The following is a 19743-nucleotide window of genomic DNA, read 5'->3' on the forward strand; positions in this document are numbered from 1 at the left end:
CCCGGGCGACCAGCGCGGCCTGGTCCGGCCAGGCCCGGATCGACTCGGCGAGGTAGACGTACGCCTCCGGGTTGCTCGACACCGTGCGGGCCACCGCCGGCAGTGACCGCATCAGGTACGACAGGTATACCGTCCGGAAGGCCGGATTGACCGGGGTGCTGAACTCGCAGACCACCAGCCGCCCGCCGGGCCGGGTGACCCGGGCCAGCTCGCGCAGGGCCGCGTCGGTGTCGTTGACGTTGCGCAGCGCGAAGGAGATGGTCACCGCGTCGAAGCTGGCGTCGGCGAACGGCAACCGCAGCGCGTCCCCGGCCAGCAGCGGCACCTCGGGCCGGGCCCGCTTGCCGGCGTGCAGCATGCCCAGCGACAGGTCGGCGCCGACCGCGTACGCCCCGGACTGGGCCAGCTCCCGCGTCGAGACGCCGGTGCCCGCGCCCACGTCCAGCACCCGTTCGCCCGGCCGCAGCCCGAGCGCCGCCCGGGTGGCCCGACGCCAGGACCGGTCCTGGCCGAAGGAGAGCACCGTGTTGGTCAGGTCGTAACGTTCCGCCACGCCGTCGAACATCGCGGCGACCTCGTGCGGCTGCTTGTCCAGGCTGGCGCGCTGGCCCTGCGGGGTACGGCTCACCCCTCCACTCTGCCAGCCGCCCGCCCGCCGGCGGCCGACGGGTCGCGCGACGGTGACCCCGGCACGCGAAAGGGCGGGATGGTCGCCCATCCCGCCCTCGCGTCGTGCCTCGTCAGTCGGTCGGCTTCTCGTCGCCCGGCGTGACCAGAACGACCTTGCGCCGGCGGGAGAGCACCAGCAGCGCCCCGCCCGCGAGCAGGATCATGCCGCCGATGCCGCCGATCAGGCCGGCCTGCACTCCGGTCACCGGCAGACCGCCACCGCCGTCGGCACCGCCACCACCCGCGCCCGGCGACGTGGTCGCCCCCGGCGTCGTCGTGCCGCCCGGGGTCGGCGTCGCCGTCCCCGTGGGCGTGGGGGTCGGAGTCAGGGTCGGGGTGGGCGTCGGGGTGGGCTGCGCGGTCAGGTCGACGAACACGTCGAACTGCGCGACGTTGTCCCCTTGGTCGGCCTCGGTGAACGCCCGACGCTGCGCGCTGGTCGCCACCTGTGGCTGCTCGTCAGGGCTGCCCTGAGCGCCGTCCAGGCCGGCGGCGAAGAGGAAACCGGGCCGGAGCACCGGCTGGGTCACGTCCACGCCGATCGTCACCCGCACGCTGGCGGTGTAGAACTGACCCGGCTTCAACACCGCGCCGGAGTCCTCGCAGTACGCGTTCGCCAGACCGTTCAGTGGCTGCTCCACGCAGCCCTCCGGCAGCTCGGCGAAGGTGACGCCGGCCGGCAGCGTGATTCCGTACGCCACGCCGGTGGCCTTGCGGCTCCCGTCGTTGTACACCGCCCAGTCCAGCGGCGCCGTCTCGCCGAGCGCGACCGGCTTGCGGCCGTCCTCGCCCGTCGTGTCGCCGTCCACCACCACGTCGGCGTAGACGTCCTGCACCCAGGTGGTCAGGTCGTAGCCGGGCTTGACGACGGTGATGTCGTGCTCGACGGTGTTGTCCTCGATGTGGGGATCGGCGGTGGCCGAGCTGATGGTGACCACCAGCGTGCCGGCCGCGCCGCGACCTCCCGTGGAGAAGAGCGGGATGCCGAAGTCCTCGGTGGTGCCGGCGGCCAGGTCGCCGAGGAGGCAGCTGAAGGTCGTGCCGGCAACCTCGCAGCCGTCCCAGGCGAGCACACCGACCTTGCGATCCTTCAGGCCCTTGGTCTCCACGGTGACCCGGACGTCCTTGGCGTCGACCGTGCTGCGGGTGTTGTCGACCTGGAACTTGAACGGCTTGGCCTTGGCTTCCTTGACGCCCTTGGCCAAGTCCTTGCTGAGCGGTACCAGGGCGAGGTCGGCCTGGTCGGCGGCCTGCGCCGGGGCGGCCACGGTGGCCAGGCCACCGGCCGCGAGCAGGGCCACGACGCCGGCGCGGGCCAGGGCCGAGCGGTGGAACGGTGTCATTGGTCCCCCGGGGGTAGGGAAGAAGGAACGGTTGCGGAACGAGCGGACGTTATCGAAGGTCGATCTCCCACGCCAGCGGGCGGACCCGCTTTCATCCGTCCGGCCTGGAGTGAGAAGACGGTACGGGCGGGATGGTCACCCATCCCGCCCGTACCGCCGTGCGTTATGTGGACGGCCCTCACGGGCCGATGGAGGACTGCCCCTCGCCGTCGCGACCAGGACCCATCAGACCATCCGCCACCAGCCCACTCGCGTCGATTCCGCTGATCCGCGCCCATCGAGGCAGCGGGCGGTCGTCGCGGTGGACCCGACCGGCGGTGGAGAAGGATATGAGGCGGCACGCTAGCCGCGCACGATCACCTCCGCCACCCCTGACCGGCAGCTTGAGCGCCCCAGCGGCCGAGGACCACCCGTACCGCCGAGGCGGTCGAGCGGGAGCATGAGCCTCGATCAGCCGAACGGCCGGGCTTCGACCGATGTCACTTGGCCTCGACCAGCGGCAGGGACCGGCCGGCGCCGCCGCCGGGCAGCGCGATCGAGGAGAAGTGCGAGACCACCCGCTCGTCGGTCGGGTCGTCGGCCGGCGTGTGGTGCACGACGAGCCGGTTGTAGAGGGTGTCCCGCTGGGCGGGGATCCGGTCCGCCGAGCGGATCATGCCGATCAGCTCGTGCAGGTTGGAGCGGTGCCGGGCGCCGGCCGAGGAGATGACGTTCTCCTCCAGCATGATCGAGCCGAGGTCGTCCACGCCCATGTGCAACGCGAGCTGCCCGACGTCCTTGCCCGTGGTGAGCCAGGATGCCTGGAGGTGCGGCACGGTCTCGAAGAAGAGCCGGGCCACCGCGACCAGCCGCAGGTACTCCAGCGTGGTGGCCTGCGTGCGGCCCTTGAGGTGGTTGTTCTCCGGCTGGTACGTCCACGGGATGAAGGACCGGAAGCCGCGGGTGCGGTCCTGCACGTCGCGGATCATGCGCAGGTGCTCGATCCGCTCGGCGTGCGTCTCGCCGGTGCCCATCATCATGGTGGCGGTCGACTCGATGCCCTGCCGGTGGGCCAGCTCCATGACCTCCAGCCAGCGCTCGCCCGACTCCTTCAGCGGCGCGATGGCCTTCCGCGGCCGCTCGGGCAGCATCTCCGCCCCGGCTCCCGCGATCGAGTCCAGGCCGGCGGTCTTGATCCGCGCGATGGCCTCGTCCAGGCTCACCCCGGAGACCTTCGCCATGTGCAGGATCTCGCTCGGCCCGATCGAGTGGATGACCAGCTGCGGGTACGCCTGCTTGACCGAGGAGAACAGCTCCTCGTAGTACTCCACGCCGTAGTCCGGGTGGTGCCCGCCCTGGAGCATCACCTGGGTCGCGCCCAGCTCGACCGCCTCGCCGCAACGGCGCAGGATCTCCTCGGTCGGGTGCGTCCATCCCTCGCCGTGCTTGGGCGCGCGGTAGAACGCGCAGAACTTGCACGCCGTCACGCAGACGTTCGTGTAGTTGATGTTGCGATCGATCAGGTACGTGACGATGTTGTCCGGGTAGCGCCGCCGGCGCACCGCGTCCGCCGCCTCGCCCAGCGCGTGAAAGGGCGCCTCGGTGTAGAGCAGCAGGGCCTCCTCGGGCGTGATCCGCCCGCCGTCCGCGCCGCGCTGCAGGATGTCGTCGATCTCCCGGCTCACCGTCACACCCCGAGCCTACGTCGCCCCACCCGGGTCGACCGCCTGGCCCCGGCGAGGTGCGGCCCGCCCCACAGCCGCCGCCGTCAGCTCTCGCGGACCTCGACCCGTCGGAGAGCACCACCCGGAACCGCTCGTCCACCGCTCCGACACGCTCCCGGAACCCACCCGTCTGCGGGAAGGCCCGCAACCGGTCGTCGGGTCACGCGTCGTAGTCGACCGTGAGCCTGTCGGTGGTCGGGCTCGACTGGCAGGTCAGGACGTAGCCGGCGGCCAGCTCGTCAGGCTCCAGCGCGTAGTTTCGGGCCATCGTGACCGCGCCGTCGACGACCTTCGCCTTGCAGGTCGAGCAGACGCCACCCTTGCAGGCGTACGGCAATTCGCCGCGTACCTTCAGCGCGGCGTCCAGCACCCGCTCCTCGCGGCCCATCGTGAAGCTCGACGAGCGGCCGTCCAGCAGGATCGTGACCTCGGCTCCGGCACCCGCCTGCTCGGTCGCACGCCGCACCGGCTCCGGCGGCGCGTCGACGTGGAACAGCTCGGTGTGCACCGCCGACTCGGGCAGCCCCCGGGCGGTCAGCACGTCCCGGACGTCGACCACCATCGCGTACGGGCCGCAGAGGAACCACTCCTCGATGGCGTCGCCCGGAACGATGGTGCCCAGCAACCGGCCCAGCCGCTCGGCGTCGATCCGCCCGGAGAGCAGCGGCGACTCGCCCTGCTCCCGGGAGAGGACGTGCACCAGGTGCAGCCGGGTCGGATACCGGTCCTTCAGGTCGGCAAGCTCCTCGGCGAACATCACCGTGTTCGCCGTGCGGTTGCCGTACACCAGGGTGAAGGTGCTGGCCGGCTCGACGGCCAGGGCCGTGGCGACCAGCCCGAGCACCGGGGTGATGCCGGAGCCGGCGACGACCGCGCCGTAGTGCCGCGCCCGGTCCGGCGCGAACGCCGTCGTGAAGGTGCCCAGCGGCGGCAGCACCTCGACCGTGTCGCCGCCGCGCAGCGCGCCGCAGGCGAACGCCGAGAAGGCGCCGCCGGGGATCTCCCGCACCCCGATCCGCAGCCGGCCGTGCCGGGCCAGGTCGTCGGGTGTGGAGCAGATGGAGTACGACCGGCGCACGTCGGCGCCGTCCTCGGCGACCCGGCGCACGGTGAGGTGCTGGCCCGCGCGGAACGCGAAGGTCTCGCGCAGTTCCTCGGGTACGGAGAAGGTGACCGCGACGGCGTCGTCGGTGAGCCGGTCGACGGAGGCGACCGGTAGCGGGTGGAAGACCGGCCGGCGGCGAACCGGACGGGTGATCGTGACTGTCACAGCGCCTTCAGGTGGTCGAAGGGGTCGGAGCAGGAGCGGCAGCGCCACAGCGCCTTGCACGCGGTGGAGCCGAACCGGCTGACCTGCTCGGTCTCGGGTGAGCCGCAGTGCGGGCAGCGGACGGCGAGGGTCAGCGGCACCACGCCGGCGGCGGGCACCGGAGCCGGCGGGACGATGCCGGCGGCGGCGAGCTTGGCCCGCCCGCCCTCGGAGATCCAGTCGGTGCTCCACGCCGGGCTGTAGACGGTGCGGACCTCCGCGTCCCCGTGACCGGCCGCCGCCAGCGCGCGGCGGATGTCGGCCCGGATCACGTCCATCGCCGGGCAGCCGGTGTAGGTCGGGGTGATGGTGACGGTGACCCGACCGCTGGCCGGATCCTCCTCGACCGCGCGCAGGATGCCCAGCTCGTCGATGGTGACCACCCGGATCTCCGGGTCCACCACCGCCGCCACGGCCGCCCTCGGGTCACTCACCGGGCCACCGTCGTTCGCGACTGCGGGGCTCCGCTGCGCTGCACTCCTCGCGCTCACCATGCCGCCGTCGCTCGCGACTGCGGGGCTCCGCTGCGCTGCACTCCTCGCGCTCACCATTTCGCCCCCGGGTGGGCGCGGTGCAGCACCTGCATCTCGGCGAGGAGGTACGACAGGTGCTCGGTGTGCACGCCCGTCCGCCCGCCGACCGGCGCCCAGCGGCTCTCCGGCCGCGTGAGCGTCGCCTCGGCCAGCACCGGGCCGACGCTGTCGTCGAACGCCGATCGCAGGGTGGCCGGGTCGACCGGCGCGGCCGGGTCGGCGGCGAACAGCTCGTGCGTGTACGGCCAGACCTGGTCGACGGCCGCCTGCATCCGGCGGTGCGACTCTTCGGTGCCGTCACCCAGCCGCTTCACCCACAGCGCGCCGTGGTCCAGGTGGTACGCCGACTCCTTGCGCGCCTTGGCGCCGATCGCGGCCAGCCGCTCGTCCGCGCATCCGGCCAGCGCCGTGTACAGCGGCAGCTGGTACGCCGCCAGGAAGAACAGCTTCGCCATGGTCACCGCGAAGTCGCCGTTGGGCAGCTCGACCAGGAGCACGTTGCGGAACTGGCGGTCGTCGCGCAGATAGGCCAGCGCGTCCTCGTCCCGCCCGGCGCCCTCCAGCTCGCCCGCGTACGACAGCAGCAGGCGGGCCGCGCCGAGCTGGTCGAGGGCGATGTTGGTCAGCGCGATGTCCTCTTCCATCTCCGGCGCACGGGTGGTCCACTCGGCCAGCCGTTGCGCGGCGATCAGCGCGTCGTCGCCGAGGCCGAGGGTGAAGTCGAGAGGGCCGTTCACGCCACCACCTCGCTTCGCTCGGCGGCGACGCGAAGGGCCCCGCTGCTGAGCTGGCTGGTTCGCTCGCTCCGCTCGCTCACAGGTGGGCCACCCCGTCCGGCACCTCGTAGAAGGTGGGATGGCGGTAGACCTTGTCGGCCGCCGGGTCGAAGAAGGCGTCCTTCTCGTCCGGGCTGGACGCAATGATCGCGCCGGCCGGCACCACCCAGATCGACACGCCCTCCTGCCGTCGGGTGTAGAGGTCCCGGGCGTTGCGCAGGGCCAGTTCGGCGTCGGGGGCGTGCAGGCTGCCGACGTGGGTGTGCGACAAGCCGCGCCGGGCCCGCACGAAGACCTCCCACAGCGGGGTCTGCTCCATGCTGGTTCGCTCGCTCACGCTGCCACCTTCTCCTTCTGCCCGGCCCGCTTGGCGGCGTACGCCGCGGCGGCCTCACGCACCCACGCGCCGTCGGCGTGCGCGGCCCGCCGGTGCGCCATCCGCTCCCGGTTGCACGGCCCGTCGCCGGAGATCACCCGCATCAGCTCGTCGTAGTCCGGCTGGGTGTAGTCGTACGCCTGCCGCTCCTCGTTCCAGCGCAGGTCGTCGTCGGGGATGCGCAGCCCGAGGATCTCCGCCTGCTGGACGCACATGTCCACGAAGCGCTGGCGCAGGTCGTCGTTCGAGAAACGCTTGATCTTCCAGGCCATCGACTGGGCGGAGTGCGTGGAGTTGCCGTCCGGTGGGCCGAACATGGCCAGCGACGGGTACCACCAGCGGTCCACCGCGTCCTGGGCCATCGCCTGCTGCGCCGGGGTGCCGTGCGCCAGCGTGTGCAGGATCTCGTAGCCCTGGCGCTGGTGGAACGACTCCTCCTTGCAGACCCGGATCATCGCCCGGGCGTACGGGCCGTAGGAGCAGCGGCACAGCGGCACCTGGTTGACGATGGCCGCGCCGTCCACCAACCAGCCGATCGCGCCCATGTCGGCCCAGGTCAGAGTGGGGTAGTTGAAAATCGAGCTGTACTTCTGCCGTCCGTCGAGCAGCAGCCGGACCAGCTCGTCACGACTGATGCCGAGGGTCTCGGCCGCGGCGTAGAGGTAGAGGCCGTGGCCGGCCTCGTCCTGCACCTTGGCCAGCAGGATCGCCTTGCGCTTGAGCGAGGGCGCCCGGCTGATCCAGTTGCCCTCCGGCTGCATACCGATGATCTCGGAGTGGGCGTGCTGGGCGATCTGCCGGATCAGTGTCCGGCGGTACGCCTCCGGCATCCAGTCCCGTGGCTCGATCTTCTGCTCCGCGTCGATCACCTCGGTGAAGTACGCGGCCAGGTCCTCGTCCGGCGCCGGGCCGCCGCGCCGCTGACGACCGGCGGCCTCGCGCAGCTCCGCCTCGGCCGCCTCGACCTCGCCGAGCAGGCCGCCGCCGGCCGCGTCGTCCGGGGCGGAGAAGTCATTGCCATACATGACGACAAGTGTTACAGCTTGCGCCACGATGCACCAGGGGGTGTAACAGGAAACCCGAGTCACCTTCCGTTACGAATGGGCGTCCCTCTTTCACGCTGCGCAGCCATCACGACTATGACCTGGCTCACTTCATCAAGATGAATCCCCCTAGAAGCCACATACCGTCTCGATATCCCGCCTTTATTGCACCTCGGCAGGTGTCGGGCTCTGGTGGTCGGCCGGTCCGGACGTAGACTTCTGCCGGTCACACGATCGGCTGCCAGACTCGCCGTCTCCACAGAGGCCATCTCCCCCGGCCTCGGCGATCGCACCGGTCGCCCCGGACAACAAGCCGGTCCCCCCGGCCCTGACATCTGGAGCTCACCCAACTCATGCGATCTCGCGTGATCATGGTGTTCGCCGTCGTGGCGGTCCTGCTCGGTGGCGTCCTGCTGGTCCCCGCCGCGTACGCCCGGCTCGCCGGCGACGACAGCAGCGGAGGCGCCGGCGGCGGCGCCGGGAGCGTTGCCGCGCCCTCGCCCACCCCACCGCCACCACCCACGCTGGCCGCCGGCCCGGTGTCGGTGACGTTCAAGGGCGACTTCTTCTCGTGGGCCCTGATGGACCGGCAGACCGGCAAGATCTCCGGCTCGTCCAACATGACCTCGACCAGCTCCACCGAGTCGATGATCAAGGCGTGGATCGTCTCCGACTATCTGCGCCAACTGGGCGACAAGGAGCCGAGCGCGGCGTTGAAGAAGGCCGCGAGCCTCGCCATCCGGGACAGCAACGACGACGCGGCCAACCTGGTCTACAAGGCCGCCGGCGGGTCGTACGTCGTCCCGCCGGGCAGCCAGCCGGGGCCGGTCATCAAGCGGGCCATCAGCATCTGCGGCCTGACCGACACCAAGCGTGGCAACGTGCCGAAGTACGAGGGCTTCTGGAGTTTCACCCGGATGTCCCCCCGGGACGCCGTCCGCCTCGGTGACTGCATCGCCGACGGCAAGGCAGCCGGCCCGAAGTGGACCAAGTGGGTGCTCAGCGAGATGAGCAAGGTGCAGGGCACCACCGCGGCCAAGGACCAGAAGGCCAAGTCCGGCGGTGGCCGCTGGGGGATCATCAACGGCCTGCCGAAGTCGATCACCGCCCAGGGCCCGGTCAGCATCAAGAACGGCTGGACGCCGCTCTACTACGACGGCAACTGGCACGTCAACTGCCTCGCCGTCACCGACAGGTGGAGCCTCGCGGTGATGCTGCGTTACTCGATCAAGAACGGGCTGGACTACGGTGCGCAGGTCTGCGCCAGCGTGGCCACCCAGCTTGTCACCCCGCAGCCCGGCGCCGCGCTGAAGGTGCCGCAGCAGCCGGTCGGCAAGCTCTGATGGCCGGCAACCGTCGGGCGGACCGGCGCGGCGGCGGCGAGGCGTCCCCGCTGCGGCTGGTCGCGATCGCGGTCATCCTCATCGGGCTGGTCCTGGTGTCGCTGCGGCTGCTGCCCGGGTCGCCGTTCGAGTCGTCCGCGGCCGCCCGGTGGGGCGACGCGGGCACCACCACGAACGACCGGTCCACCGGCACGCCCACCGACCGCAGCGCCCGGGAGCCGGCCCCGGCGCCGAGCCCCAGCCCGTCGCTGGAGCCGCTGCCGTTCCAGGCCAAGGACCTCAAGCTCGACATCGAGGGCTGGTACTCCTGGAGCGTGCTCGACCGCCGGACCGGAAAGATCATCGGTTCGAAGAACATGGACGAGACCAGCACCACCGCGTCGATGATCAAGTCGTGGATCGTCGCCGACTACCTCCGCCGCGCGGCCGACGCCGGCGACACCCCGAGCGACGCCAAGCTCGCCGACGCGACGCGGATCATCCGGGACAGCGACAACACCCGCGCCGAGCAGTTCTACACCTCGGTCGGCCGCGCCGCCTCGATCCGGCGGCTGCTCTCCATGTGCAAGCTGACCGACAGCAGCGTGGCCGCCGACGGCGGCTGGAGCCGGACGGCGCTCTCCCCCCGGGACACCGCCCGCCTGGGCAACTGCATCGCCGACGGCACCGCCGCCGGGCCGAAGTGGACCAAGTGGCTGCTCAACGAGATGCGGCTGGTGCGCGGCGCGGGCGACTTCGGCATCCGCAAGGCGTTCCCGGCCGCGGAGCAGAAGAAGATCGCCATCAAGAACGGGTGGATCGACCGCACCAGGGAGCAGCAGATGCACATCAACTGCCTGGCCGTCGGCGACACCTGGACGATGGGCGTGATGGTCAAGTACCCGATCGACATGGGCTACGACTACGGCATGAAGAACTGCCAGAAGATCACCGAGGCGCTGCTCCGCCCCGGCGTCTGACCGCCGCTTCGCCCACTCGGGAGCGCCCGGTGGGTCGCCTGCCCGGCCGCTCGATCCGACGATCGATCGGGCTCCGTCCGGCCGCTCGGCCGCTCGATTGGCCGGCTCGGCCGGGTTGCCCGGTGGGGTCCCGGCCGGCCGCTTCCGCTGAGCCGGCGGGTCAGCCGGCGAAGAACTCCGGGCCGCCGTCCGGCAGGTCCGGGACCTCGCCGAGCGCGGCGGCCCGCCGGGCGAACTCGCGCAGCCCGTCGACCTGCCGGGCGCCGAGCGAGAAGTCCAGGGTCCGGAAGTACGTCGCCAGCGTCTCGGCGTCGAACGTCTCCCACCGGGCCGCCGCCTCGGCAACCTGGTCCAGCTCCGCCAGGCAGAGGTCACGGGACCGCAGGAACGCCTCGTGCACCTCCTTGACCAGACCCGGGTGGGCTGCGGCGAAGTCGCGCCGGACCGCCCAGACCGCGAAGACCATCGGCAGGCCGCTCCACTCCCGCCACGCCTGCCCGAGGTCGGTGACGATGAGACCGCGGCTCGGCGCCTCGTAGAGCGCACGCAGCGCCACGTCACCGATCAGCACCCCGGCGTCGGCCTCCAGCAGCATCTGGGTCAGGTCCGGCGGGCAGCGGAAGTACTCGGGTCGGACGCCGTACCGCTCGGCGAGCAGCAGCTGGGCCAGCAGCACCCCGGTCCGCGAGGTCGAGCCGAGCGCCACCCGGGCGCCGTCCAGCTCCGCGAGGGGCTTCGTGGAGACGATGTTGACCGACAGCACCGGACCGTCGCTGCCCACCGCCAGGTCCGGCAGGAGCAGCAGCTCGTCGGCGTGCTTCAGGTACTCGACGTACGTGATCGGGCCGATGTCCAGATCACCGGCGACCAGCGCGGCGCTCAACCGGTCCGGCGAGTCCTTGTGCAGGTCCACGTCGAGCAGGGCACCGGAGCGCATCAGGCCCCAGTAGATCGGCAGGCAGTTCAGGAATTGGATGTGCCCGACCCGGGGACGTGCGATGCGCTCAGCCATGACCCGACGGTATCCCTGGCCTCCGGCTCCGGCTCGGCGGGCCGACCTGGAGTGGCCAACCCCGCATCCGCCCCGGCGGCCCGCTGGCGCCGCGGTCCACCCGGGTCGTCCGGCGACGAACGGCGTGCCACCCGGGCGACGACCGGCACGAAGGCCAACACCACCAGGAGCCCGACCACGCCGGCTGCGGCGATCAGTGGCCGGGGCGGCACGGCCGTGAGCAGCGCGCCACCGATGAGGAAGCCGGCCATCGAGCCTCCCTGCACCGCCGCGCCGTAGCTGGCGTACGCCCGGGCGCGCATCGCCTCCGGCACGCGGCGAGCGGTGAGCAGGTTGGCGAAGACGTTGTCGCCGCCGTTGGCCGCCCCGCCCACCAGCCAGAGCGGCACCAGCAGGCCCGCCGCCGGCACCATCGCGGCGAGCAGCACCATGAGGCTGCAGCCGGCCAGCGTGACCAGCACCCCACGGACCAGCGCGGCATCGTCGGTGAACCGGTGGGCGAGCCGGGCTGCCAGCCAGCCACCGGGCAGCATGCCGGCCATCCATGCCGCACTGACCAGTCCAAAGGTGGTCGGCGAGCCGTTCAGGGTCTCCCGGATGAAGAAGACCTCGATCACGTTGATGCCGCCGATCGCCGCGATCACCACCGCGGTGCTCACTACCATGACGAGCATCAGCGGGTCCCGGCGCAGCCGCCAGGCGGGGGCCGTACCGCCTGCTTCGACCGGAGTGGCCGGGGTGACGGCGGTCCGCCGGCCACCGCGCCGGGTGCCCAACAGCAGGCCGGCAGCCACCAGTGCCAGGTAACTCACGGCGTCGAGCAGCAGCGGTACGCGGGTGCCGAACGACCCCACCAGCAGCCCGGCCAGCACCGGCCCGCCGAGCGCGCCGAGGGAGACCGCGGTCTGGCTGATCGCGCTCGCCTTCGGCAGGTCGTCGGGGCGGACCATCGTCGGCAGCAGCGCCGCCAGGCAGGGCTGGGTCACCGCGAGCCCGCAGGCGAGCAGCGCGACGAGCCCGACCACCAGCACCGGCTGCTCGACGAGGGCGAGCAGCGCGCAGATCGCCGCCTGGGCCAGCCCGACGGTCACCAGCAGGGTGCGGCTGTCCACCCGGTCGGCGAGCCGGCCGGCGAGCGGGGCGAGCACCACCAGCGGCAGGGTGGCCGCGAGCAGCAGCCCGGACACGGCGAGCCCACCGGCACCGGCGCCCTGAAGAGCCAGCGCGAGCGCGGTCGCCGCGAGGAAGTCACCGCAGATCGTGGTGCCCCGCGCGGTGGCGACCAGCCAGACATCCGGCCACCGCGACTCGACAGTTGTGAAGGACATACTTCGAAAATAATCCTTCACAACTGCCCGGCACAACCCCTACGGCAGCGGCACCACGTGGTACTGCACAGACACGGCCCGCGCACCCGCCGGCGGGTCGGCCTGGCGCCGACGCTGGCGGTACGGCTCCAGCAGCGCCGAGACCGCCTCGTTCACCCCGGCCATCTCCTCCGCCGTGAGCAGGAGCAGCGTGTCGCTGAACAGCGCCACCTCGTACCACTCGGCCGGCTCACTCCCGGCGCGCCGCAACCAGTCCCGGGTCCGCTCCATGTCCCGAACCGCGTGGGCCTCCACCAACGCCTGCTCGGCCGCACGCGCCTCGGGCCCGGCATCGCGGCCCGCGTCGACCATCCAGTTGCTGCTGAAGGTGCGCCACACACGTTCGCGCGCATCACCCCGACTCGGCGCCTGCTCGATCAGGCCGAACTTCGCCAGCGCCCGCAGGTGGTAGCTGGCCGCACTCGGCGACAGCCCGGCGACCTCCGCGCACTCGGTGGCGGTCCCCCCGCCCTCGCGGCTGTTCAGATATTCCATGATCGCGATCCGGGCCGGATGCGCCAGCGCCCGCATCACCTGCGGGTCACTGATCGTCAGCCGACGCGGCTCGGGGCGGGCCTCGGTCATGCAGCCATGATCCCGGCCACCCGCCCGACCCGCCATCACCCCCCACGTTGGGCGCCCCGCCGTTTCGTCAGCATCTACCAGCCTCGCCGGCCAGCCCGGACGCCGGACACCCCGATGCGGCGGCGGGAGATGGGCGACCCGGCCATGGCTCGCCGCGTGGCGTCGCCCCACGGTCCCCACGGTCCGCCTCGCCGCCTGAGCGGGGGCGCGATCTGCGCCAGCCTGGACAGGCGGCAGAGGCGCACCGCCCCTCGGAACGCGGCGAGATTGTCGTACGTGTGTTCTATCGTCAGTTCATGTTGGGGGCGTTGGCGCAGGTGGACGGTGCCGTTGACGACTGCGCCGAAGCCGCTCTGTGGGCGCTCTCAGACGACGAGCTGCTGGCGTCGCTCGACGCGACGCACGCCGTCGCGCAGCGGTTGACCACCGTTCAGCTCGGGCTGGTGCGCGAGCTGGACTCCCGCGGTCTGGCGGTCGCCCGGGGCGCCTCGTCCACGGCGGTCTGGCTGCGGGAGCGACTTCGACTCTCCGGTCGATCGGCCCGCCATCTGGTCCAGCTCGCCGCCACCGTCGCCAGCGCACCGCCGACGGTCCGCGAGGCCATGCTCGCCGGCGCCATCACCGTCGACCAGGGCCGGGTGCTGGCGGAGGCGGTCGCGGCCCTTCCGGCCGAAGCGGGGCCGGAGGTGGCTGACAAGGCCACCCAACTGCTCGTCGAGTGGGCCGACCGGTTCGACCCGGCGACCCTGAGCCGTCTCGGGGAGCGCGTCCTCACGCACGTCGCACCGGATCTGGCCGACCAGGCCGAGCTGGTGGCTCTCGAACGGGCCGCCCAGCGTGCCGAGGCCCGCAGGCACGTCACCCTCTCCGACCAGCAGGATGGGCAGGTACGCCTCAGCGGCAGCCTCGACACCGAGACCGCGAGCCTGCTGCGTGAGGCGATCGACCCGCTGTGCGCCCCGGCAGGTGCGCACGACGACCGCAGTCCCGGTCAACGCCGAGCCGATGCGCTCGGCGAGATCTGCCGGCTGGCGCTGCGCACCGGGCACCTGCCGGACAGCGGCGGGGACCGACCGCAACTGGTGTGACCGTGTCGCTGGACGCGCTGGTCAACGGCGTACGTGCCGGTGCCCTGGAGAGCGGCGCGCGCCTCACGCCGGGCGCGGTCCGCCGCCTCGCCTGCGACGCCGCCGTGTTGCCGGCCGTGCTGGGCGGCAACAGTCAGGTCCTGGACGTCGGGCGGCAACGCCGGCTCTTCACCGGGCCGCTGCGCCGCGCGCTGGTCCTCCGCGACGGCGGCTGCGCCTTCCCCGGCTGCGACCGACCGTCCCGGTGGTGCGACGGTCACCACGTCCGGCACTGGGCCGACGGCGGCGCGACGGCGCTGGGCAACGCGGTCCTGCTCTGCGGCCACCACCACCGGCTGATCCACCACGGCGACTGGACGGTCCGGATCGGGCCGGACGGCCAGCCCGACTTCCTCCCACCCCGCTGGCTCGACCCGCTCCGCATCCCACGCCGCAACCTCTACCACCGACGCTGCTGACGCCGAGGGGCACCGACCTCCGCCGCGCTTCTCCGGGCCCACCGAGCAGCCCGCACGCGCGCGCCACACCACGCCGAGATGACGGCAGCGTGCGTCACGCTAGGGGCCGGCGGTCGGCTCGGACGACGAGACCGCCGGAAAGGCACAGCTCGCCGTGCTTCTCGGTCCGGTCCGGGCACCTCGCCCGCGCCACGCCGTCTCGTTCGGGTGATCGTGTCGGTAATTCGCTGGAAGGGTGCGGGCAGGGGGCGTAGGGTTGCAGGCCGCTTGACGGCCGAGGTGAGCTGCACCGGAACGGACGTCCCCGCGCCGGGCGGCCGGCCATCCGGCCCCGGACACGCGAGCGAGCAGCAGATGTGAACGATGGGACGTCAGCATGCCCGCACTCGACCTCGACACCCACCTCGACACGGATCTGGCCGCCGAGCGCGCACACCTGGCGGCCTCGCGGGCGGCGCTCAAGCGGATGCGGGAGCGGGCCGAGGCTCTCTTCTCCACCGGGGACCAGGTGGCCGGTGACGCCTACGCCGCGGAGACGCTCGGCCGCACCCTGGCCCGCCGCGTCGCGGAACTGGCCGACGACCCGACCACGCCGCTGTTCTTCGGCCGCCTCGACTTCACCGGAACCCCGGACAGCACCACCACCGACAGCACCGCCCGCACGACCGCGGACGGCACCACCACCGATCGCGGCCCCGGCCCAATCCCGGCCCCTACAACGAGCCCAGCGCCGAGCCCGAGCGCAGCCAGCCCCGGCGGTGGCGGTGGCGACCATGACGGTCGGCGGTACCACGTGGGGCGTCGGCACGTCACCGACGAGATGGGCGAGCCGCTGGTGCTGGACTGGCGGGCGCCGGTCTCCCGGTCGTTCTACCGGGCGAGCGCGCGGGATCCGCAGGGCGTGGCGGTCCGGCGCCGGTTCGGGTTCAGCAACGGGGTGCTGACCAGCTTCGAGGACGAGCGGCTGGACCGGGGCGAGGAGCTGGGCACGACCAGCCGGATCCTCACCGCCGAGATTGAGCGGCCGCGCGTCGGGCCGATGCGGGACATCGTCGCCACCATCCAGCCCGAGCAGGACGAGTTGGTCCGGGCCGACCTGGCCGACTCGATCTGCGTGCAGGGCGCGCCGGGCACCGGGAAGACCGCCGTCGGCCTGCACCGGGCCGCGTACCTGCTCTACCTGCACCGGGAGCGGTTGCGGCGGGCCGGTGTGCTGATCGTCGGGCCGAACCGGGCGTTCCTGTCGTACATCGCGGCGGTGCTGCCGGCGCTCGGCGAGGTCGAGGTCGAGCAGGCGACGGTGGAGGAGCTGATCTCGCGGGTGCCGGTCCGGGCGGTGGAGCCGGCCGCGGTCGCCACACTGAAGCACGACGTGCGGATGGCTCGCGTGCTGCACCGCGCGGTGCAGGCGCAGATCGGTACGCCGACCGACTCGATCACGGTGTCGGACGGCTCGTTCCGGTGGCGGATCGGGTTGGAGCCGCTGCACCGGATCGTCGAGGAGACCCGCCGGGAGGGGCTGCCGTACGGCACCGGTCGGGAGCGGGTCCGGGCGCGGGTGGTGAGCCTGTTGCAGCGGCAGGCCGAGGCGCGGCGGGCGGAGTCGCCCAGCGACGCCTGGCTGCGTCGGATGGGTCGGTGCCGGCAGGTGGCCGACTTCCTGGACGCGGTCTGGCCGGCGCTCACCCCCGAGGGGTTGGTGTACGACCTGTTGGCCGACCCGGCCCGGCTGGCCGCCGCCGCGGACGGCCTGCTCACCGACACCGAACAGGCGCTGCTGACCTGGGCGAAGCCGGCCCGTACGCCGAAGGCGACCCGCTGGACGGCGGCCGACGCGGTGCTGATCGACGAGGCGACGGGGCTGCTGGAACGACCCACCGGTTTCGGTCACGTGGTGGTGGACGAGGCGCAGGACCTCTCCCCGATGCAGTGCCGGGCCATCGCGCGGCGCAGCGAGCACGGTTCCGTCACGCTCCTCGGTGACCTCGCACAGGGCACCGCGCCGTGGGCGGCGACCGACTGGAAGGAGTCCCTGGCGCACCTGGGCAAGCCGAACGCGGTGGTGGTGCCGCTGACGATCGGCTTCCGGGTGCCCGCCGCGGTGGTCGCGTTCGCCAACCGGCTGCTGCCGGCGCTCGCGGTGGACGTACCCCCGGCCGAGTCACTGCGCCGCGACGGCGGCCTGGACGTGCGTACCGTCGCCGATCTGACCGCCGCGACGGTGGCCGAGGTGCGCGCGGCGCTCGCGCACGACGGCTCGGTCGGTGTGATCGCCGCGGACGACGCGGTCGACGGGCTGCGCGCGGCGCTGGCCGCGGCCGGCGTGCCGACCGCGAGTGCCGACGACGTGGCCGACGCGGAGCGGGTCACCGTGGTGCCGGCGACGCTGGTCAAGGGTCTGGAGTACGACCATGTGGTGGTGGTCGAGCCGGCCGCGATCGTCGCGGCCGAGCCGCGCGGGCTGCACCGGCTGTACGTGGTGCTCACCCGCGCGGTGTCCCGGCTCGCGGTGTTGCACCGCGAGCCGTTGCCCGGGCCGCTTGTGACGTGGTCAGCGACCGGAGAGGGCTGACGCGATCTCGCGTAGCGGCTTGCCGGGTTCGGCGATCGGCACGGTGAAGGCCAACCACGAGCCGTCGGTGAACTCGACCCGGAGCCGCTTCGGGTTGAGCCGGTGCCAGCCCACGCGGGCGTCGGCCACGGCGGTCCGGGGCGCCGACCACACCACACGGGTGCCGGCCACCGCCCGTTCGTCGTCGACCCGGCTCGACCAGAGCTTCACCGGCCCGGACGCGCACACCACCAACCGCCGGTCGGTGACGGCGAGGACGGTGTCGTCGAGGGTGGTCGCGGGAGGCGTCGGTCGCCGGGAGTGCTGCAGGGTGGAGGCGAGGGAGCCGGGGGCGCCCCGGCCGGCCACCCCGTGGGTGAGGCGGTCGACGATCCGATCCCCCGCCGGAAAGGTGAGCAACGGCGAGAGCAGGTTGAGCAGCGCGCCGGAGACGCCGCCGCCCGCCCCGGGGGGCTCCGGACGCTCCGCGTCGGGCGGGTCGGGAGGCAGGACACCCTGGGCGATCTCGGTCTTCGCGACGGCGAGCACCCGTTCCCCCGGCTCGACGAGCTGAGTCAGCCGTTCCTGGTAGCTGATGTCGACCATCGGCTCAGTATCGGTCCGGTCGGTCGCCGGCCGGCCGTTCGCTGCCGGACGTCTCGATGTCCCGGGGGCGGGCGCCGAGGTCAGGCACCATTGACTTTGTGGCGTAAAGTAGTTTGCGTGGACCCCGACGACGACCTGCCACCGCCCGACGCCGCGGCGGCGCTCCAGCTGATCCGAGACCAGCGGGGGGCGACCGCACGCCAGCTCCAACCGGACGCCCGACTTCTCTACTGGCCCTGGGGTGTCGCCTGGCTGGTCGGCTTCGGGCTGTTCTTCCTCCGGTTCTCCCCCGACGGTCGGGGGCTGCTCCGGCTGCCCGACTGGCTGCCACTGACCGCCCTCTTCGTCCTGCTCGTGGCCGCCGCGGCGATCCAGGCGGTGACGGGCAAGCGGGCGTACGGCCAGGTGACCGGCGACTCGTCCCGACGCGGGCGCTGGTACGGCTGCGCCTGGGTCCTCGGCTCGCTGAGCGTGTTCGCGGTGCTCGGCCGGGTCGTCGACCACCTGCCATATGACCAGGCGGCGCTGCTCTGGTCGGCGACCGCCGTCGGGCTGACCGGCGCGCTGCAGATGGCCGGTGGGGCCATCTGGCTGGACCGGGACCTGTTCCGGCTGGGCGTCTGGATCAGCGTGACCAACGTGATCGGCACGTTCGCCGGGCCGGGCTGGCACGCGCTGGTGCTGGCGGTGGCCGGCAGTGGCGGGATCCTGGCCGCCGGCGCGATCAGCTGGCGTCGACAGCGGCACCCGCAGTGACCGAGCTGGATCCGGTCATCCACGCGCAGGCCCGCCTGCGGGTCGTGGCGAGCCTCTCCGCACTCGGCGACAGCGACCGCATCACCTTCCCCCGCCTGCAGGAGCTGCTCGCGATGACCGCCGGCAACCTCTCGGTGCACCTGCGCAAGCTCGAGGACGCCGGCTACGTCGAAATCAGCAAGACCCACCGTGGCCGCACCCCGACCACCCTGATCCGGCTCAGCAGGCGGGGCCGGCTCGCGTTCGAGGAGTACACGGAAGCGATCCGCGCCCTGCTCGATCCCACCTCGTCGAAGGAGCAGTCATGATCCTCGCGCGTGCCGACCAGGCCAGCCGCCGGTACGGCGACGTCCTGGCCCTCGACCGTGTCGACCTGGACGTCCGGGCCGGTGAGCTGGTCGGCCTGCTTGGCCCCAACGGTGCCGGCAAGAGCACCCTGATGAACCTGCTCGTCGGTCTGCGCCGGCCCAGCTCCGGACGGGTCGAGCTGTTCGGCGGCGACCCCCGCGACCCGGCGTCCCGGCGACAGATCGGGGTCACCCCGCAGGAAACCGGCCTGCCCGGGACTCTGCGCGTCGGCGAGGTCGTCGACTTCGTGTCCGCGCACTACCCGGACCCGGTGCCCCGCGCGGAACTGTTGAACCGCTTCGGCCTGGGCGACCTCGCCCGGCGGCAGACCGGCGGCCTGTCCGGCGGGCAGCGGCGTCGGCTCGCGGTGGCGCTGGCGTTCGTCGGCCGGCCCCGACTGGTGCTGCTCGACGAGCCGACCACCGGCCTGGACGTGGCCGCCCGGCACACCCTGTGGGACGCGATCCGGGCGTTCCACGACGACGGCGGGACCGTCCTGTTGAGCAGCCACTACCTGGAGGAGGTGGAGACACTGGCCCGCCGGGTGGTGGTGATCGGGCAGGGCCGGGTGCTCGCCGACGACACGGTGGACGCGGTACGCGGGATCGTCGGCGTACGCCGGGTCAGCCTGGTCGCCGACGAACTGCCCGAGCTGCCCGGCGTCGTCCGCACCGAGCGGATCGACGGCCGGCTGCACCTGCTCACCAGCGATGCCGACCAGCTGGTCCGGGCGCTGGTCACCACCGGGACCGCCTTCGCCGACCTGGAGGTCCGGCCCACCTCGCTGGAGGAGGCGTTCCTCGCCATCACCGGCGCGGACGGGCCCGCCACCAGCGGCGAACCCATGGGCGAAGACCCCACCACCCGGGAGCAGCCCACCACCGCCGCTGCCGGCGGCCAACCGACCCCCGCCTGAGG

18 protein-coding genes and 1 pseudogene are annotated in these 19743 nt (G+C 72.7%); 7 read left to right on the forward strand and 12 right to left on the reverse strand.

Annotated elements, in window-relative coordinates; translation table 11 throughout:
* The 8 genes from DKT68_RS07200 to paaA all read right to left on the reverse strand — a co-directional run.
* Nucleotides 1–565: class I SAM-dependent methyltransferase (locus DKT68_RS07200; RefSeq protein ID WP_236646767.1), on the reverse strand; the 565-nt coding region annotated here is incomplete at its 3' end.
* Nucleotides 566–740: 175 nt separating this feature from the next.
* Nucleotides 741–2012, reverse strand: a complete 1272-nt coding sequence (locus DKT68_RS07205) for an LPXTG cell wall anchor domain-containing protein (RefSeq protein ID WP_109816634.1) — start codon at nucleotides 2010–2012, stop codon at nucleotides 741–743.
* 479 nt (nucleotides 2013–2491) lie between these two features.
* Nucleotides 2492–3682: a cyclic dehypoxanthinyl futalosine synthase gene (gene mqnC / locus DKT68_RS07210; protein ID WP_109816635.1), complete on the reverse strand. Its 1191-nt coding sequence runs from the start codon at nucleotides 3680–3682 to the stop codon at nucleotides 2492–2494.
* 193 nt (nucleotides 3683–3875) lie between these two features.
* The gene (gene paaE / locus DKT68_RS07215; protein WP_109816636.1) at nucleotides 3876–4985 is read right to left on the reverse strand and encodes a 1,2-phenylacetyl-CoA epoxidase subunit PaaE; all 1110 of its coding nucleotides are present in this window, start codon (nucleotides 4983–4985) and stop codon (nucleotides 3876–3878) included.
* Nucleotides 4982–5458: a 1,2-phenylacetyl-CoA epoxidase subunit PaaD gene (gene paaD / locus DKT68_RS07220; protein ID WP_109816637.1), complete on the reverse strand. Its 477-nt coding sequence runs from the start codon at nucleotides 5456–5458 to the stop codon at nucleotides 4982–4984. Before paaD ends, paaE begins: the two co-directional genes overlap by 4 nt.
* 110 nt (nucleotides 5459–5568) lie before the next feature.
* Entirely contained in the window at nucleotides 5569–6294 is a 726-nt protein-coding gene (gene paaC / locus DKT68_RS07225; protein WP_109816638.1) for a 1,2-phenylacetyl-CoA epoxidase subunit PaaC, read from the reverse strand.
* A 76-nt stretch (nucleotides 6295–6370) separates the two neighbouring features.
* Nucleotides 6371–6652 carry a 1,2-phenylacetyl-CoA epoxidase subunit PaaB gene (gene paaB / locus DKT68_RS07230; RefSeq protein ID WP_109816639.1) on the reverse strand — a complete coding sequence of 94 codons (282 nt, stop codon included), beginning with the start codon at nucleotides 6650–6652 and terminating at the stop codon, nucleotides 6371–6373.
* Nucleotides 6653–6666: 14 nt separating this feature from the next.
* Nucleotides 6667–7734: a 1,2-phenylacetyl-CoA epoxidase subunit PaaA gene (gene paaA / locus DKT68_RS07235; RefSeq protein WP_109816640.1), complete on the reverse strand. Its 1068-nt coding sequence runs from the start codon at nucleotides 7732–7734 to the stop codon at nucleotides 6667–6669.
* Between the two features lie 371 nt (nucleotides 7735–8105).
* On the opposite strand from paaA, the gene DKT68_RS07240 reads away from it, so the two are divergent.
* Nucleotides 8106–9095 (forward strand): hypothetical protein, encoded by a 990-nt coding sequence (locus DKT68_RS07240; RefSeq protein WP_109816641.1) that lies wholly within the window; start codon nucleotides 8106–8108, stop codon nucleotides 9093–9095.
* Nucleotides 9095–10054 carry a serine hydrolase gene (locus tag DKT68_RS07245; RefSeq protein ID WP_109816642.1) on the forward strand — a complete coding sequence of 320 codons (960 nt, stop codon included), beginning with the start codon at nucleotides 9095–9097 and terminating at the stop codon, nucleotides 10052–10054. The genes DKT68_RS07240 and DKT68_RS07245 overlap by 1 nt, the downstream gene beginning before the upstream one ends.
* A gap of 160 nt (nucleotides 10055–10214) precedes the next feature.
* Here the strand turns inward: DKT68_RS07245 and DKT68_RS07250 are convergent, their stop codons facing one another.
* Genes DKT68_RS07250 through DKT68_RS07260 form a run of 3 tightly spaced genes read right to left on the reverse strand, consistent with a single transcriptional unit; the run spans nucleotide 10215 to nucleotide 13018 of the window.
* A complete protein-coding gene (locus DKT68_RS07250; RefSeq protein ID WP_109816643.1) occupies nucleotides 10215–11066 on the reverse strand; it encodes a menaquinone biosynthetic enzyme MqnA/MqnD family protein in 852 nt (283 codons plus the stop codon).
* Complete coding sequence (locus DKT68_RS07255; RefSeq protein ID WP_109816644.1) at nucleotides 11018–12394, reverse strand: MFS transporter; 1377 nt, start codon at nucleotides 12392–12394, stop codon at nucleotides 11018–11020. Before DKT68_RS07255 ends, DKT68_RS07250 begins: the two co-directional genes overlap by 49 nt.
* 39 nt (nucleotides 12395–12433) lie before the next feature.
* A complete protein-coding gene (locus DKT68_RS07260; protein ID WP_109816645.1) occupies nucleotides 12434–13018 on the reverse strand; it encodes an ArsR/SmtB family transcription factor in 585 nt (194 codons plus the stop codon).
* Between the two features lie 296 nt (nucleotides 13019–13314).
* Here DKT68_RS07260 and DKT68_RS07265 point away from each other — a divergent pair.
* Nucleotides 13315–14564 (forward strand): annotated as a pseudogene (locus DKT68_RS07265) (DUF222 domain-containing protein).
* A 376-nt stretch (nucleotides 14565–14940) separates the two neighbouring features.
* Nucleotides 14941–17136, forward strand: a complete 2196-nt coding sequence (locus tag DKT68_RS07275) for a HelD family protein (RefSeq protein ID WP_236646765.1) — start codon at nucleotides 14941–14943, stop codon at nucleotides 17134–17136.
* Here DKT68_RS07275 and DKT68_RS07280 read toward each other — a convergent pair.
* On the reverse strand, nucleotides 17116–17721 hold the full coding sequence (locus DKT68_RS07280) for a hypothetical protein (protein ID WP_109816646.1): 606 nt from the start codon (nucleotides 17719–17721) through the stop codon (nucleotides 17116–17118). The two genes, DKT68_RS07275 and DKT68_RS07280, sit on opposite strands and share 21 nt — an antisense overlap.
* Before the next feature lie 117 nt (nucleotides 17722–17838).
* On the opposite strand from DKT68_RS07280, the gene DKT68_RS07285 reads away from it, so the two are divergent.
* From DKT68_RS07285 to DKT68_RS07295, 3 genes are read left to right on the forward strand one after another with little or no spacing between them, the layout of a single operon-like run.
* Nucleotides 17839–18477, forward strand: a complete 639-nt coding sequence (locus DKT68_RS07285) for a transporter (protein ID WP_109816647.1) — start codon at nucleotides 17839–17841, stop codon at nucleotides 18475–18477.
* Complete coding sequence (locus DKT68_RS07290; RefSeq protein ID WP_109816648.1) at nucleotides 18474–18785, forward strand: transcriptional regulator; 312 nt, start codon at nucleotides 18474–18476, stop codon at nucleotides 18783–18785. The genes DKT68_RS07285 and DKT68_RS07290 overlap by 4 nt, the downstream gene beginning before the upstream one ends.
* On the forward strand, nucleotides 18782–19741 hold the full coding sequence (locus DKT68_RS07295; protein WP_236646766.1) for an ABC transporter ATP-binding protein: 960 nt from the start codon (nucleotides 18782–18784) through the stop codon (nucleotides 19739–19741). Before DKT68_RS07290 ends, DKT68_RS07295 begins: the two co-directional genes overlap by 4 nt.
* The last annotated feature ends 2 nt before the right edge of the window (nucleotides 19742–19743 follow it).

It is taken from the genome of Micromonospora acroterricola (assembly GCF_003172955.1).
Lineage (GTDB): Bacteria > Actinomycetota > Actinomycetes > Mycobacteriales > Micromonosporaceae > Micromonospora > Micromonospora acroterricola.

Bases quoted from the DNA above. Each gene is read 5' to 3' on its own strand.
- DKT68_RS07260 (WP_109816645.1), bottom strand. From the start codon at position 13,018: ATGACCGAGGCCCGCCCCGAGCCGCGTCGGCTGACGATCAGTGACCCG.
- DKT68_RS07255 (WP_109816644.1), bottom strand. From the start codon at position 12,394: ATGTCCTTCACAACTGTCGAGTCGCGGTGGCCGGATGTCTGGCTGGTC.
- DKT68_RS07240 (WP_109816641.1), top strand. From the start codon at position 8,106: ATGCGATCTCGCGTGATCATGGTGTTCGCCGTCGTGGCGGTCCTGCTC.
- paaB (WP_109816639.1), bottom strand. From the start codon at position 6,652: ATGGAGCAGACCCCGCTGTGGGAGGTCTTCGTGCGGGCCCGGCGCGGC.
- DKT68_RS07295 (WP_236646766.1), top strand. From the start codon at position 18,782: ATGATCCTCGCGCGTGCCGACCAGGCCAGCCGCCGGTACGGCGACGTC.
- paaA (WP_109816640.1), bottom strand. From the start codon at position 7,734: ATGTATGGCAATGACTTCTCCGCCCCGGACGACGCGGCCGGCGGCGGC.
- DKT68_RS07280 (WP_109816646.1), bottom strand. From the start codon at position 17,721: ATGGTCGACATCAGCTACCAGGAACGGCTGACTCAGCTCGTCGAGCCG.
- DKT68_RS07275 (WP_236646765.1), top strand. From the start codon at position 14,941: ATGCCCGCACTCGACCTCGACACCCACCTCGACACGGATCTGGCCGCC.
- DKT68_RS07250 (WP_109816643.1), bottom strand. From the start codon at position 11,066: ATGGCTGAGCGCATCGCACGTCCCCGGGTCGGGCACATCCAATTCCTG.
- DKT68_RS07205 (WP_109816634.1), bottom strand. From the start codon at position 2,012: ATGACACCGTTCCACCGCTCGGCCCTGGCCCGCGCCGGCGTCGTGGCC.
- DKT68_RS07245 (WP_109816642.1), top strand. From the start codon at position 9,095: ATGGCCGGCAACCGTCGGGCGGACCGGCGCGGCGGCGGCGAGGCGTCC.